Origin of the sequence: Lagierella massiliensis (assembly GCF_001407835.1) — a bacterium.
Lineage (GTDB): Bacteria > Bacillota > Clostridia > Tissierellales > Peptoniphilaceae > Mediannikoviicoccus > Mediannikoviicoccus massiliensis.
Genome location: NZ_CYUO01000005.1, coordinates 893,781 through 909,054, shown reverse-complemented (window position 1 = coordinate 909,054; position 15,274 = coordinate 893,781). Strand labels below are relative to the sequence as shown.

The window sequence follows — 15,274 nt, the reverse complement described above, 5'->3', positions numbered from 1 at the left end:
TATGGAAATTCTAATTGCAGAACATTCAGGATTTTGTTTTGGCGTGAAAAATGCCGTAGAAAAAACTGAAGAGACACTAAATTCTAATAAAGATACAATTGCAACGGGAGATTTGATTCATAATCCTCAAGAAGTTAATAGACTAAAGGGATTAGGTTTTAAAATTGAAGATAATCCACCTAAAACAGATAAAAATTCAAATATAATTATTAGAAGTCATGGAGAAACTTTATCAAATATAGAAAAGTATAAAGAATTAGGATACAATGTTATAGATTGTACATGTCCTGTGCTTTTATCAATTTATAAAAGGATTCAAAAGGCTGAGGAAGAAGGATATAAGATAGTTATAATAGGTAAGAGAGAACATCCAGAAATTAAAGCTATGGCTGGACATTTAAAGAAAGAGCCTATCATAATTTACTCAGAAGATGAAGCAAAAAAAGTAGTTGGACTTGACAAATTATATATAATTTCACAAACTACAAACATTTACGAGAAATTTTTTGAAATATCTGATATAATAAAGGATAGCAATACTAATGTAGTGATAAAAAATACAATATGCAATGCAACTAAGAATAGACAACAGGCGACTGTTGAACTTGCCAAGGTGGTGGACGCAATGGTCGTTATAGGAGGAAGAACAAGTTCAAACACTAACAAGCTCTTTGAATTGTCCAAAAAGCATTGTAAAAATACATTTATGATTGAAACCATAGATGATTTATCTTTACAAGAAGTATGTAAATATAATAAAATAGGAATTACGGCAGGTGCATCCACACCTGCTTGGATAATTGAGGAGGTTGTTCAAGTAATGGATAATTACAGCAAAGACGAATTTATGGAGCAAGTTGAGGGTAGTATAACAAAGATATACCCTAAAGACGTGGTTAAAGGTAGCGTTATTTACGTTACTGATTCTGAAGTTATGGTGAATATAGGATATACTTCAGATGGAATAATTAAGCAAGATGAGCTTTCATCTGATCCTAATGCTAAACCTAAAGATCTTTTTAAAGAAGGTCAAGAAGTTGAAGTTTATGTTATCAAGCTTGATGATGGTGAAGGTAATGTAGTGCTTTCAACAAGAAGAGTAGAAGGATTAAAGAATTGGAGAAAGTTAGTAGAAATTTCTGAAAATGATGAAACAGTTGAAGCTAAGGTTACTAAAGTTGTTAAAGGAGGACTTTTAGCAACTGTATTTGACATCAACGCTTTTATTCCTGGATCCCAAGTTGCTACTACTTTTGTCAAGGATTTATCTCCTTATGTTGGTGAGACTTTAGAATGTAAAATTATCAACTTAGATGAAAAGAAGAGAAGACTTGTTTTATCAAGTAGAGTTATTGAAGAAGAAAAACTTCAAAAGAAACTTGACGAAGCTTGGGAAAATATTGAAGTTGGTAAGGTAATAGAAGGAAAAGTTGAAAGATTAACTGATTTTGGAGCTTTTGTCGACATAGGAGGAGTAGATGGTTTAATTCACATCTCTGATATTTCATGGAAGAGAATAAATCACCCATCAGATGTTCTAAAAGTAGGCGACGAAATAGAAGTTAAAATATTAAGGGCAAATAAAGAAAGAAATAGAATTTCTCTTGGCTTAAAACAGTTAACAAAGAAACCTTTTGAAGAATTTATGGAAAACAACAAAGAGGGAGACATCGTTAAGGGAGAAGTTGTTAATCTATTAGACTTTGGTGCTTTCGTAAGACTTCAAGAAGGGGTTGAAGGTTTAGTTCACGTTTCTCAAATTTCATATGAACATGTAGAAAAACCATCAGATGAGCTTAATATCGGCGACGAAATAGAAGCTAAAATATTGGAAATAAATCCTGAAAGCAAAAGAATAGCTCTAAGCATAAAAGAAACCAAAGAAAAACCTGAAGTAAAACCAAGACCTCAACCAAAGAGAGTTCAAAAACCTAAACAAGAAAAAGTTCCTGAATATGAAAATCAGGAGTTAGAACATAATCTGGGAGATTTAATTGCGGCTAAGCTTGACGAAAGCGAAGATAGCGAAGAATAATTAAAAAAGGTAGAGTTAGCTCTATCTTTTTTTATTCATTGTTTGTTGATGTTTAATCTTATTGGGTATCATTTTATTAAGTAGATAATAAGGAGAGCTTATATGAATACCAGAGTTAAACAAGAAGAATTTGAAATTAACTACCTATCTGAATATGCAGCTAAGAGTAGATTTTCAAAAAGAAAATATACTGAAGAGGAGGATTTCTTTAGAACTTCTTTTCAGAGAGACAGAGATAGAATAATCCATTCAAAATCCTTCAGAAGATTGAAACACAAGACTCAAGTTTATATTTCTCCTGAAAAAGATCATTACAGAACAAGGTTAACCCATACTCTTGAAGTTGCTCAAATTGCAAGAACTATTTCAAGAGCTTTAGAACTTAATGAAGATTTAACAGAGGCGATTGCACTTTCTCATGATCTTGGGCATACTCCATTTGGTCATATGGGAGAGGATGCACTTAATTCATTACATCCTAAAGGGTTTAAGCACTATATGCAATCAAGTAGAATCGTAAAATATTTAGAGATCAGAAACAATAAAAAGGGTCTAAATTTAACAGATGAAGTTATAGACGGAATTGAAAATCACGCAGGTGATAAAAAGGCAATTACTTTAGAAGGTCGTGTTATTAAATTTGCCGATAGAATTGCGTATATTAATCACGATATTGATGATTCTATAAGAGCAGGTATTTTGACTGAAGAAGATTTACCTGAAAACATACGTGAAATGTTTGGGAATTCTCCATCTGAAAGAATTAATAATATGGTTGTCAATGTAATTAAGGAAAGTTTTGGGAAAAATGATATCATTATGAGTGATGAAGAATACAAACTAATGATGCAACTTCGTAAATTTATGTTTGAAGAAGTTTATTTTAATCCAATAGTCAAACAAGACGAGGAAAAAGCAAAGGATTTAATCGAAAGACTATATCTGTATTTTATGAAACATTTTGATAAATTACCTAAAGAACATTTAGAACTTTATAAGACAAGTGATGAGTTAAAAAGTTCAACTAAAGAGGATATAGTGACAGATTATATTGCTGGAATGACAGATACTTTTGCCATACAGGAATACAAAAATATATTTATTCCTAAACAATGGCATATATAATGGAGGAAAAATGGCTTATATACCTGAAGAAAAAATTCAAGATATAAAAGATCAACTGGATATTGTAAATATTATTTCAGATTATGTGGAATTAAAACCTTCAGGTCAGAACTACATAGGACTATGTCCTTTTCATAACGAAAAAACTCCTTCTTTTACTGTATCAAGAAACAAGGGAATATTTCATTGTTTTGGATGTGGAGCCGGTGGAGACTCTATAACTTTTATTATGAAAAAAGAAAATTTAAATTATATTGAAGCGATACATTTTTTAGCTGATAAATTGGGAATTTTTCTTGATACAGGCAATGTAGATAAAGAGCTTTATGAGCATAGGAAAGCTCTACTTAGAATAAATGAAGAAGCCAAGTATTATTTTTTTCAACAGCTTTTAACTTATGAATTGCCCAAACAGTATTTATCCAATAGAGGGTTAAATAAATCTGTAGTCAATAAATTTATGTTAGGGTATGCGCCAGATGGATTTGATAATTTACTTAATTACTTTAAAGATAAAAATGTAAGTACAGACGACTTGTTAGAGCTTGGACTAATTAAAAAGTCAGCAAGCGGTCATTTATATGATGCATATAGAAACAGACTTATTTTTCCGATTACTAATAACAGGAAAGAAGTAATAGGATTTGGTGGTAGAACTCTGGTTGATGATAGAGCTAAATATATAAATTCCCCAGAGTCCATAGTATATCACAAGTCAAAAAATCTATATGGAGTTACAAATTTTAATTCAATTTCTAAAAAAGACAAGGTTGTTATAGTTGAAGGTTATGTCGATGTAATATCTTTATACAATTATGGAATTGATTATTGTGTAGCTTCATTAGGGACGGCTCTTACAAAAGAACAAGCTAAATTAATCAGTAGATATACAAAAAATATATATTTATGCTATGATGGAGATTCAGCTGGTCAAAAAGCGACAGAAAGAGCAATACAAATTTTTAAAGAAATTGATATACAAGCAAATGTTATAGAACTACCTGAACAGCTTGATCCTGATGATTATATAAAAAAATATGGAAAGGATTCTTTTGAAACATTAATAACAAATTCTTTGAATTCTATTTTATATAATTATACTAAATTACTGAAGAACTATGATTTAGAAGATATCAATAGTAAGAGTCAGTTCTTAGATGAACTTGTTAAACTTTTAAATGAGATAGATAACAAACTTGTCCAAGATGAATATTTAACAAGATTTTCAAAAGATTTAAATATTAATGTAGATAGTATAAAAACAGAGTTAACTAAACAGAAAAAATTTCAACCACCCTCTGTAAATGATGTACCTAAAGTAAACAAGGTGAATAGCAATTCTAAATTTATTTTTTTGGAAAGTATAAAATATTATCTTTTTAATAGCGATTTTGAATTGAGAAGTAAAATTTTGGACTCTACGAGTTTTTTGGAAGATGAAACCAAATTTTTTATACCTACAATTGTTTTTATAGAAGAAAATGAATTGTCAATTGATACAACTTTAAAAGAACTGGAAGAACTTAAAGGAGATAGCAACATCAAGAAAATTCTCAGAACTGTTTTATTTATACGAAATAGAGATTATTATACTGAGGAAGAAAATATTATAAGATTTTTAAACTCCCTTAAAAGGCATGTTTTAATTATAGAAAGAGATAATCTTAAAGAACAATTAATTCTTCTTCAAGAGAGTGAAGGATTATCTGAAGGTTTAGAAAAATCTTATACTGAACTGGCAAATAAAATATTTAAAATAGATTCGCTTTTGAAAAGTATTTAAAAGGGGAGGGTAATGTGAAGAACAGTAAATACACTAAAACTTATGAAGAGTATAGTGAAGAATTAGAAGGATTAAAAAAAGATATTTTTGAGGAACTTCTATCAATTGCATCAGATAATGACGATATGATTGAGTACGATAAATTTACAGGAATAGAGGGCTTTTCTGAATTAACAGATGATGAAATAGAAGAATTAAAGGAATATTTAGAAAAAGAAAATATAGAACTTTTAAAAGAAGATGAAATTGAGAGAGAAAATAATTCGTCTGATGGCGAAGATGAAGATTTAGATAATGAAAAAGATGATGAAGACATAGATGAAGAAGAAGACTATGATGAATCATCTGAATTAAATAAAGTCAAGAATTTAGCCGTTGATATAAAAGGCATTAGTGTAGATGATCCAGTTAAAATGTATTTAAAAGAGATCGGGAAAATATCTCTACTTACAGCAGAAGAGGAAGTGGAACTTGCTCAAAGAATGGAAAAAGGAGATGTTTATGCAAAGAGGAGACTTGCAGAAGCAAATCTCAGGTTAGTTGTAAGTATAGCTAAAAGGTATGTTGGTAGAGGGATGCAGTTCTTAGATTTGATTCAAGAAGGAAATTTGGGTCTTATGAAGGCTGTAGAAAAGTTTGATTATACACGTGGATTTAAATTTTCAACATATGCAACTTGGTGGATAAGACAAGCCATAACAAGAGCGATTGCAGATCAAGCGAGAACGATAAGAATTCCTGTTCACATGGTTGAGACTATAAATAAACTTGTTAGAATTGAGAGACAGTTAATTCAATCTTTAGGAAGAGATCCTACAAATGAAGAAATTGCAAAAGAAATGGGAATAGATGTAGAAAAAGTACGAGAAGTAAGAAAAATTGCTCAAGAACCCGTATCATTAGAAACTCCTATAGGAGAAGAAGAAGATAGTCACCTTGGAGACTTTATTGAAGATGAAACAGCAGTTGCTCCAGATGAAGCGGCAAACTACACTATGCTTAGAGAACAATTAGATGAAATATTGTCAACTCTTAATCATAGAGAAAGGAAAGTTCTTGAACTTAGATTTGGTTTAACTGATGGTACTCCAAGAACATTAGAAGAAGTAGGTAAAGAATTTAACGTAACGAGAGAAAGAATCAGACAGATCGAAGCTAAAGCCTTGAGAAAGTTAAAACATCCAAGTAGGAGTCAAAAATTAAGGGACTTTTTGGAGTAGATATGACAAGTAGATTAGAAAAAATAGTTGAATTTGTAGAGAATAATTCTATAGTTGCTGATATTGGAACTGATCATGGATTGGTTCCAATATATTTATCTAAAAATAGAATAGCTAAGAGGATAATTGGGATTGATGTAAGCGAGAAATCACTTTTAAAATTGAAATTAAAAATAGAAAATAATATGAAGTATCAAAATATTTATCCAATAGTTTCTGATGGCCTAAAAGCACTAAAACCATTTGAAGTGGATACCATAATTATATCTGGAATGGGAGGGATTTTGATTTCGAAAATTCTTAGTGATAGTCCAGAAGTTGCAAAGTCAGTAAATACATTAATACTCCAAGGAAATAATAATATCGAAGCGCTACGAAGATTTCTTCATGAAAATGGATATATTATTGCTGATGAATCTGATGTTTTTGAAAATAACAAATACTATCAGATATTAAAGGTCGAGTCTGGTTTAGAACAATATAAAAAAGATTATTATTATGAATTTGGAAAAATTTTGATTGAAAAAGGTTCCTGCAATTTAAATGAATTTATCAATTTAGAGATTAAAAAAATTGATAATATAATATATAATATAGAGGCCTTGAGTAAGGAAGACATGACTGAAAAAATCAATAACTTCAATGAAAGAAAAGAATATTTAAGACAGGTGACAAAAGAAATTGAAAGTAATCGAAGTAATTAATAAATTTGAAGAGGATTGTCCGTTAAGTCTGCAAGAAGACTGGGATAACTCTGGAGTTCAAGTAGACTTTAGCAAAGAAGTCTTAAAAGGTATTGTAATAGGTTTAGACCTTTCAAAAGAGTTGGTAGACTTTGCAATAGAAAAAAATATAAACTTTATATTTCTTCACCATCCATTCTTTTTTGAAGAAATTAAGTCTTTAGATTTTTATTCAAATAGAGGAAGAATTTTAGAGCTATTAGTTAAAAATAGAATTACAGTTTACTCTGCACACACAAACTTTGACAAAGTTAGTTTTGGTGTTTCGAATATTCTTGCAGAAAAACTGGGATTAAAGAATAATGAAGTTCTTTTTAAAGAAGAAGATTCCGAAAATGGTCTTGGAAAAAAATCTGAAATAGAAAAAATTAGCTTATTTAATATGGCAGAATTTGTTAAAGACAAGTTAAATTTAAGTAGTTTAGTTTCTTATGGAGATTTAAACGAAGAAGTTGAGAAAGTTGCTGTAATGGGTGGTAGCGGTGCTTTTGCAATAGATAAGTGCATTGATGAAAAAATAGATTTACTTATTACAGGAGATATAAAATACCACGACGGGCAGAAAGCTTTAGAAAATAATCTATCTATTTTAGATATAGGCCATTATAATTCTGAAATAGACTCTATAGATTTTTTATTTAAATACTTTTGTAAACTTGTGGAGGAAGAGATTTATATTTTTAAATTTGACATTTCAAAAAGAAAAATCATTTAGTATGTTATAATATTATGGAGTAGAAAAGATAATCGCGTGAAATAACGAGGAAAGTCCGTGCACCACAGAGCAGGATGCTGGATAACGTCCAGTGGGGGCGACCCTAAGGATAGTGCAACAGAGAGATACCGCCATTTATGGTAAGGGTGGAAAGGCGAGGTAAGAGCTCACCAGGACTTAGGCGACTAAGTTGCTATGTAAACCCCATTTGGTGCAAGATCAAGATGGAACAATGTAGTTGCTCGCTACACCATAGGTAGATCGCTTGACCTTATTGGTAACAATAAGGGTAGATAGATGATTATCAAAAACAGAACACGGCTTATTTTCTGGTCCTAAAAACTACCTTTAAAGGTAGTTTTTTTGTGCAAAAAAATATTATTAAAATAAATGAAAAGAGGATTTTACTATGAAATAAAAAAAGTAGTATATCATTTGATATACTACCTTGGAGGCGACACCCGGATTTGAACCGGGGGTAGAGGTGTTGCAGACCTTTGCCTTACCACTTGGCTATGTCGCCATATTGGAGCGGAAGACGGGACTCGAACCCGCGACCCTCGCCTTGGCAAGGCGATGCTCTACCACTGAGCCACTTCCGCAAATATTTCTTGGTGCCCAGAGCCGGAATCGAACCAGCGACACGAGGATTTTCAGTCCTCTGCTCTACCGACTGAGCTATCTGGGCGCATAATATAGATGTATTTGTTAATACTTGTCATTAAAAGATTATTTTATTATATCCCATCCGCTCATTCTTTTTTTGCTTCGCAAAGCCTAAGTCATTGCCGCCATTTCCTGTGGGAAATGGGACACTTACTTATACCGACTGAGCTATCTGGGCATATCTATTAAATTTTTATGTTAAGAAGTTTTTTAAAATATTTTTTTATTCCCCACTCGCTAATTTTTTTTTGCTTAGCAAAGCCTACGTTATTGGGTATATGTTGAAAAATCATATTTTATTTTAAATATTTAACTAACTACAAGCTTTATGATACAATAATTTTGTACAAAAGTCAAATTAAATTATATAAGAATTTGAAAATCATTATGTCATAGGTCTATGATGATAAAGTTTGGATACTTTTATAAAAATTATATCAGATTTTAGACTTTATTTCCAATTTCTTAAAGTATTTTTAGTGAAGATTTTATATTTTTACAACTTTATTAAACTCATGTTAGAACACATTAAATAGGGGTGAAAAAAATAAATCCATTTGTATTTAAAGATAGAGTTAAAGCCGTAATTGTAAGCTATAAAATAAGCGAAGGATTTAAACAGTTACTCAGTGATTTAAAAATAGATATTATAAAAACATTACCCATAGAAGAAATAGATGATCCAGTAAAGGATCATCCTGACATGGCAGTTCATCCTATAGATTATAAAAAAATTGTAGTCTATAATAAACATGAAACTTATTATAGAGAAAAATTAAAAAAATATGGCGTCGAAGTTATTCCATCATCAAATGAGTTAAATAAATTATATCCAAATGACGTAGCACTAAATGTTTCAAGGACCAAAGATTATTATTTTTACAAGGAAAACTGTATTGATTTAAATATAGAAAAAAATTTGTTGGGAAATTCGAAACCAATATTAGTTAAACAAGGTTACAGTAAGTGTTCATCTTTAATAATTGGTAAAGACACAGTTATAACTTCCGATAAAGGACTTTATAAAGCCTATTCGATTAATGGAATAAACTGTTATTTAATACCATTTGGAGATATTTATTTACCTGGATATGACACTGGGTTTATTGGTGGATGTGGTGGAATGATTTCAGAAGATGAATTATTATTTTATGGAAATTTAGAAAGATACAAATATAGTGACAAGTTAGTTGAAATACTTCAAAATGAAAATATAAAACATTATTATCCTAAGGACTGTGAATTTATAGATTTAGGTTCTATTATAGGTATTAGAGGAGGAATAAATGATTAAACCGAGTATTTTATCAGGTATGATGGAATTGTTGCCACAAGACCAGATATTATTTAATGAAATTAAAGATACGATTGAAGAAACGTTTAAAAAGTATGGTTTTTTACCACTTGACACCCCTGTTATGGAAAAGCAGGAGATACTTTTTGCTAAAGGTGGAGGAGAGACTTCTAAACAGGTATATGCATTTGAAAAAGGATCTTCCAAGATAGGTCTTAGATATGACCTAACTGTTCCACTTGCAAGATATGTTTCACAATATTTTAGTGATATTAATTTTCCTTTTAGAAGATATCACATAGCTAAAGTATATAGGGGAGAGAGGAATCAAAGAGGAAGATATAGAGAGTTTTACCAATGTGATATTGATATAGTAGGACATGAAAAACTTTCTCTCTATAATGATGCAGAAATACCAGCAGCAATGAGTGAAGTATTTACAAAACTTGGATTTAGTAATTTTAAATTTCTTTTTAACAATAGAAAACTTCTAAATGGATTTTTTGAGTCAATAGGTCTTGATGATTTTATTTTTACTTTAAGGACAATTGATAAACTTGATAAAATTGGCGAAGATAACGTAAAAAATGAGTTTATTGACTATGGTTTAGATTCTAAAGTTATTGATAAATTATTGGATTTTATTGCTACAAAAGGAACTAATGATGAAATTATTGAATACTTGGAAGGACTTAACATCTCCAATGAATTATTTCAAGAAGGTCTTAAAGAATTAAAGTTTGTTTATGAGAATATGAAGGCACTTGGAGTAAAGGAAGAAAATATACAAATTCAATTAAGTATTACAAGAGGACTTGATTATTATACTGGTTCAGTGTATGAAACTATTTTAACAGGATATGAATCTATCGGTTCAGTTTGCTCTGGTGGACGATATGAAAATTTAGCTGAGAACTATACAAAACAAAAACTTCCAGGAGTTGGAATGAGTATTGGTTTAACAAGACTTTTTTATCAACTAAACGAATCTAATCTTTTGAAGGAGTCAAGTGCACACATAACTGATTGTTTAATAATTCCTATGAAAGGGTATGAAAATAACGGTATAGAGTTATTGACAGAACTTAGAAAAGATGATAAGATGGTACAAATCTATTTGGAAGGTGGTAAACTTAAAAAGCAATTTGGATATGCTGATAAGTTAAATGTTCCATATACGATTATCATTGGAGAAGAAGAAGTTAAGTCAAAAACATACTCTTTAAGAAATATGATCACAGGAGAACAAGTTTCTTGCTCATATGACGATTTAATTAAATATTTATAAACGAAGAAGGATCCAAGTAACATATTTAAACTTTAAGAGATTGGTAACATAGCTGAGAGTTTCCATAAGTAAATGAATATGTGAATACTAATCTGGAGTGAATAATTAATTGAGAAGAAATTAGGGTGGAACCACGGCTTTTTCGTCCCTACGATATGTAGGGATGGAGAAGTCTTTTTTATTTATAATAGGAGGCAGAGATGATAAAAATTATTTTACCTGATGATTCTGTTAGAAAATATGAATCAGGAGTTTTACTTGGAGAAGTTGCAAGAGATATTTCAGAAGGACTTGCAAGGGTTGTCTTAGGTGCGGTAGTTAATGATAGAATAATGGGATTACAAGAACCTATTAGAGAAGACAGTAATGTAAGATTTGTTAAGTTTGAAGATGAAGAAGGAAAGAAAATATTTTGGCATACTTCTGCTCATATTATGGCATTGGCTGTACAAAGATTATATAAAGATGTTAAATTTGGTATAGGACCTGCAATTGCAAATGGATTTTATTATGACTTTGACCTTGAGCACAGATTTACTGACGAAGATCTTCCAAAGATTGAAGAAGAAATGAAAAAGATTATAAAAGAGGGGCACAAGGTTGAAAGATATGAAATGCCAAGAGATGAAGCTGTAAAATTCTTCAAAGAAAAAGGAGAAAATTATAAAGTAGATCTTATTGAACATCTTCCAGAAGATGAGATTATATCTTTCTATAAGTTAGGTGAGTTTATAGACCTTTGTAAAGGACCTCATCTATATGATATTAAAAAAATTAAAGCTGTAAAACTTCTTTCAGTTGCAGGAGCATATTGGAGAGGCGACGAGAAGAATAACATGCTTCAAAGAATCTATGCAATTAGTTTTGAAAAGCAAAAACAACTTACAGAATATTTAGATTTCATAGAAGAAGCAAAAAAGAGAGACCATAGAAAATTAGGAAAAGAATTAGATTTATTTAGTTTCCAAGAAGAAGGGCCAGGTTTTCCATTCTTCCATCCAAATGGAATGATAGTGAAGAATGAGCTTATGAATTTCTGGAGAGAAGTTCATAAAAAAGAGGGCTATGGAGAAATTCAAACACCTATTATATTAAGTGAATCTCTATGGCATCAATCAGGTCACTGGGATCACTATAAAGAAAATATGTACTTTACAAAAATAGACGACCAAGATTATGCTGTTAAGCCTATGAACTGTCCAGGATCTATATTAGTATATAAATCTGGAATGCACAGCTATAGAGATTTTCCTTTAAAGCTTGCAGAAATGGGACTTGTTCATAGACATGAGCTATCAGGAGCTCTTCATGGACTATTTAGAGTCAGAGCATTCACACAAGATGATGCCCATATTTATATGTTAAAAGATCAAATTAAAGAGGAAGTATCAAAAGTAATTGACCTTTGTGATTACATTTATTCTGTATTTGGTTTTAAATATAATGTTGAACTTTCAACAAGACCTGAGAACTCAATGGGTTCTGATGAAGATTGGGATATGGCTATTAATAGTTTGAAGGAAGCTTTGGATTCAAAAGATTTTGATTACTCAATAAATGAGGGAGATGGAGCCTTCTACGGACCAAAAATAGACTTCCACTTAGAAGATGCAATTGGAAGAACTTGGCAATGTGGTACAATCCAATTAGATTTTCAAATGCCAGAAAGATTTGAATTAACTTATGTTGACAGTGATGGTGAAAAAAAGAGACCTGTAATGGTTCATAGAGCAATTCTTGGATCAATTGAAAGATTTTTAGGAATATTGATTGAACACTACGCTGGTAAGTTCCCTGCATGGCTTGCACCAGTTCAAGCAAGAATTTTACCAATTTCAGATAAGTTCAACGACTATGCTTATGAAATAAATGAAAAGCTAAAAGAGTTAGGAATAAGATCTGAAGTTGATGATAGAGCTGAAAAAGTTGGATTCAAAATTAGAGAAGCCCAAATTCAAAAAATACCATATAGTTTGATAGTTGGTGAAAAAGAAGTTGAAGAAAAAACTGTTTCTGTAAGAAAGAGAGACGAGGGAGACAAGGGTTCAGTTTCAGTGGACGAGTTTGCTAAAGACCTATTAAATGAAATACAATCAAAAAAATAGATATTAGCCGATAGTTTTACTATCGGCTTTTTCAATTAGAGTAATTTTAAAGGTTTTGATATAATATTTATTGAGAAGGTGTGACATGTTAACTGTAAAAGAAGCTATAGAAAAAATTAAAGAAAATACAAATAAATGTAATGAAACTATTGAGATTGATTCTTTTGAATCAACTGGCTATGTTTTAGCACAAGATATTATTTCAGATATAAATGTACCAGATTTTCCAAAGTCAGCAATGGATGGATATGCTTTTAATCATAAAGACTTAGAAGATAATAATAAATTTAAAGTCATTGGTGAAAATGCAGCAGGTGATTTTAATGATTATCCTTATGAAAAAAACACTTGTGTAAGAGTAATGACTGGTGCATATGTACCAGATGGTTATGACTGTGTAGTTAAACAGGAAGATGTCATAATAGAAAATGATATGATTAACGTTTTAAATCCCGTTGGAAAACATTTTAATTATTGTGTTGTTGGAGAAGATATAAAAAAGGGAGAAACTTTAATAAAAAAAGGAACTATTATTAATTCTGGTCATATAGGAATTTTTGCAGGAATTGGACTGGATTTAGTAAAAGTATATAGACCTTTAAAAGTATCTTTAATTTCTACAGGGTCAGAGTTAATTAAACCGGGTGAAAAGCTTGAAAAAGGTAAAATTTATGCCATATCAACCTATATGATTAAAGCGATATTAGAAAAATATAAAATAGATGTTGTTGAAACTAAGATTGTAGATGATGATATTGAAAATATAAAAAAATCAATAGAAGAGGCTAAAGATGTAGATGCTATTATCACTACAGGTGGTGTTTCTGTTGGTAAATATGATTATATCGAAAAAATATATGAACTTTTAAATATAAAAACTCTATTTAAAAAAGTTAAGATGAAACCAGGAACTCCAGTTACTTCAGGTAAATATAAGGACAAAATCATACTTAGTGTATCAGGAAATCCATTTGCAGCCATGGTAAACTTCCAAGTCTTATTTTGGTCTGTAGTAGAAAAGTATTATGAAAGTACCTATTATAGTAATAAGGTATATGAAAGAATAGTGAAAAATAGTTATTTAAAACCAAGCAAAATAAATAGATTTGTAAGAGCTAAAACTGATGGGGAGTTTGTAGAGTTGGAAAGTTTACATAACTCATCTGTAATTTCTAACTTATCTAAATGTAATTGTTTGGTTTTACAAAATCCAAACGAAGAAATTAAGGAAGGAGATAAAGTAAAGATTATTTACTTATTTTAAATGAATTTAACTATAGGAATTCTTGCAGGTGGTAAAAGTAGCAGAATGGGATATGATAAAGCAAAATTGCAATATAAAAACAAAACTTTTTTAGAAAACCTGGTAGATGAATTTAAAGATTATCCCATAATAATTTCTAACAACAATTCTGATAATTTAATAGCAGGTTATAAAATTGTAAGAGATAAATATAAAGATATAGGGCCTATTTCAGGTATTCTTGAAATATTAAAAGAAGCAAAAACAGAAAATGTTTTTATAGTAGGAGTTGATATGCAATTTATAAGATGTGAAGTGGCAGAATTTTTATCAACTTATATTTCAAATGAAAATAGGATAATTACATTTGAACATGAGGGGAAATTAAACCCACTTGCTTCAATATATCCAAAAAGTATAGTACCTGTTATAGAAAATAGAATTGAAGAAAAAAAATATAAGCTTATGGAACTTCTATATGATGAAAATGCTAAAAGAGTTCCGCTAAATTTCAGCAAATTTAAATCTAATATCCTGTCAAATATAAATTATCCATCTCAATATAAAAAACTTATAAATGACAATATAGTTTGTATTTGTGGCGCAAAAAATTCTGGAAAAACTACTTTTATATCAAAAGTTATAAATTTGTTGAGTTCAGAAGGATATAAAGTAAAATATATTAAACATGATGGTCATGACTTTATATTAGAAGATGATAGGGACTCTAATATTGCCTTTTTAAATGGAGCATATTCCTCGGTAGTATACTCGGATTATAAATATCAAATTATAGAAAAATCTTCAAAAGACATAAATTATTTTTTGAAAGATTCTAATGATTATGATTTAGTTTTGATTGAAGGGCTTAAAGATTCTAATTTTAATAAATATGAAATAGTAAGAGAAAGTAATTCCAAAAAGACTATATCTTCATATCCATTAAAGGCGGTAATAACGGACCTAAGTAATAATGATTTTGAAGTGGATACTTTTGAATTAAATGATGTGAGAAAGTTTGTAGAATATTTGAAAAAAGAATATCTCTAAAGAGGGA

General features: G+C 30.1%; 11 protein-coding genes, 3 tRNA genes and 1 other RNA gene. 12 read left to right on the top strand and 3 right to left on the bottom strand.

Going from position 1 to position 15,274, the window contains the following annotated elements:
• The first annotated feature begins 1 nt into the window (after nucleotide 1).
• The 7 genes from BN2746_RS07960 to rnpB all read left to right on the top strand — a co-directional run bounded on the left by BN2746_RS07960 (nucleotide 2) and on the right by rnpB (nucleotide 7,961).
• Entirely contained in the window at nucleotides 2–2,035 is a 2,034-nt protein-coding gene (locus BN2746_RS07960) for a bifunctional 4-hydroxy-3-methylbut-2-enyl diphosphate reductase/30S ribosomal protein S1 (RefSeq protein ID WP_055079252.1), read from the top strand.
• A gap of 102 nt (nucleotides 2,036–2,137) precedes the next feature.
• Nucleotides 2,138–3,160, top strand: coding sequence for a deoxyguanosinetriphosphate triphosphohydrolase (locus tag BN2746_RS07955; protein WP_055079251.1), 1,023 nt, complete (start codon nucleotides 2,138–2,140; stop codon nucleotides 3,158–3,160).
• A 10-nt stretch (nucleotides 3,161–3,170) separates the two neighbouring features.
• The gene (dnaG, locus tag BN2746_RS07950; protein WP_055079250.1) at nucleotides 3,171–4,943 is read left to right on the top strand and encodes a DNA primase; all 1,773 of its coding nucleotides are present in this window, start codon (nucleotides 3,171–3,173) and stop codon (nucleotides 4,941–4,943) included.
• Nucleotides 4,944–5,068: 125 nt separating this feature from the next.
• Nucleotides 5,069–6,163, top strand: a complete 1,095-nt coding sequence (gene rpoD / locus BN2746_RS07945; protein ID WP_082420251.1) for an RNA polymerase sigma factor RpoD — start codon at nucleotides 5,069–5,071, stop codon at nucleotides 6,161–6,163.
• A 2-nt stretch (nucleotides 6,164–6,165) separates the two neighbouring features.
• Nucleotides 6,166–6,867, top strand: a complete 702-nt coding sequence (locus tag BN2746_RS07940) for a tRNA (adenine(22)-N(1))-methyltransferase (protein ID WP_055079248.1) — start codon at nucleotides 6,166–6,168, stop codon at nucleotides 6,865–6,867.
• Complete coding sequence (locus BN2746_RS07935) at nucleotides 6,845–7,621, top strand: Nif3-like dinuclear metal center hexameric protein (RefSeq protein WP_055079247.1); 777 nt, start codon at nucleotides 6,845–6,847, stop codon at nucleotides 7,619–7,621. Before BN2746_RS07940 ends, BN2746_RS07935 begins: the two co-directional genes overlap by 23 nt.
• A 16-nt stretch (nucleotides 7,622–7,637) precedes the next feature.
• An RNA gene (rnpB, locus tag BN2746_RS08745) (RNase P RNA component class A) lies at nucleotides 7,638–7,961 on the top strand.
• Between the two features lie 109 nt (nucleotides 7,962–8,070).
• Here the strand turns inward: rnpB and BN2746_RS07930 are convergent.
• The 3 genes from BN2746_RS07930 to BN2746_RS07920 form a co-directional block, all read right to left on the bottom strand.
• A tRNA-Cys gene (locus tag BN2746_RS07930) sits at nucleotides 8,071–8,144 on the bottom strand.
• Between the two features lie 4 nt (nucleotides 8,145–8,148).
• Nucleotides 8,149–8,223, bottom strand: a tRNA-Gly gene (locus tag BN2746_RS07925).
• A 10-nt stretch (nucleotides 8,224–8,233) separates the two neighbouring features.
• Nucleotides 8,234–8,309 (bottom strand) — tRNA-Phe (locus BN2746_RS07920).
• A gap of 516 nt (nucleotides 8,310–8,825) precedes the next feature.
• Between BN2746_RS07920 and BN2746_RS07915 the strand changes: the two genes are divergently transcribed.
• The 5 genes from BN2746_RS07915 to mobB all read left to right on the top strand — a co-directional run bounded on the left by BN2746_RS07915 (nucleotide 8,826) and on the right by mobB (nucleotide 15,267).
• Nucleotides 8,826–9,581: a DUF6873 family GME fold protein gene (locus tag BN2746_RS07915; RefSeq protein ID WP_055079246.1), complete on the top strand. Its 756-nt coding sequence runs from the start codon at nucleotides 8,826–8,828 to the stop codon at nucleotides 9,579–9,581.
• Complete coding sequence (gene hisS / locus BN2746_RS07910; protein WP_055079245.1) at nucleotides 9,574–10,869, top strand: histidine--tRNA ligase; 1,296 nt, start codon at nucleotides 9,574–9,576, stop codon at nucleotides 10,867–10,869. The genes BN2746_RS07915 and hisS overlap by 8 nt, the downstream gene beginning before the upstream one ends.
• Before the next feature lie 200 nt (nucleotides 10,870–11,069).
• Nucleotides 11,070–12,974 carry a threonine--tRNA ligase gene (gene thrS / locus BN2746_RS07905; RefSeq protein WP_055079244.1) on the top strand — a complete coding sequence of 635 codons (1,905 nt, stop codon included), beginning with the start codon at nucleotides 11,070–11,072 and terminating at the stop codon, nucleotides 12,972–12,974.
• Nucleotides 12,975–13,059: 85 nt separating this feature from the next.
• On the top strand, nucleotides 13,060–14,238 hold the full coding sequence (locus BN2746_RS07900) for a molybdopterin molybdotransferase MoeA (RefSeq protein WP_055079243.1): 1,179 nt from the start codon (nucleotides 13,060–13,062) through the stop codon (nucleotides 14,236–14,238).
• Complete coding sequence (mobB, locus tag BN2746_RS07895) at nucleotides 14,239–15,267, top strand: molybdopterin-guanine dinucleotide biosynthesis protein B (RefSeq protein ID WP_055079242.1); 1,029 nt, start codon at nucleotides 14,239–14,241, stop codon at nucleotides 15,265–15,267.
• Nucleotides 15,268–15,274: the final 7 nt, after the last annotated feature.

Coding starts and splice junctions, on each gene's coding strand:
- BN2746_RS07960 (WP_055079252.1), top strand. CDS start 2: ATGGAAATTCTAATTGCAGAACATTCAGGATTTTGTTTTGGCGTGAAA.
- BN2746_RS07955 (WP_055079251.1), top strand. CDS start 2,138: ATGAATACCAGAGTTAAACAAGAAGAATTTGAAATTAACTACCTATCT.
- dnaG (WP_055079250.1), top strand. CDS start 3,171: ATGGCTTATATACCTGAAGAAAAAATTCAAGATATAAAAGATCAACTG.
- rpoD (WP_082420251.1), top strand. CDS start 5,069: ATGATTGAGTACGATAAATTTACAGGAATAGAGGGCTTTTCTGAATTA.
- BN2746_RS07940 (WP_055079248.1), top strand. CDS start 6,166: ATGACAAGTAGATTAGAAAAAATAGTTGAATTTGTAGAGAATAATTCT.
- hisS (WP_055079245.1), top strand. CDS start 9,574: ATGATTAAACCGAGTATTTTATCAGGTATGATGGAATTGTTGCCACAA.
- thrS (WP_055079244.1), top strand. CDS start 11,070: ATGATAAAAATTATTTTACCTGATGATTCTGTTAGAAAATATGAATCA.
- BN2746_RS07900 (WP_055079243.1), top strand. CDS start 13,060: ATGTTAACTGTAAAAGAAGCTATAGAAAAAATTAAAGAAAATACAAAT.
- mobB (WP_055079242.1), top strand. CDS start 14,239: ATGAATTTAACTATAGGAATTCTTGCAGGTGGTAAAAGTAGCAGAATG.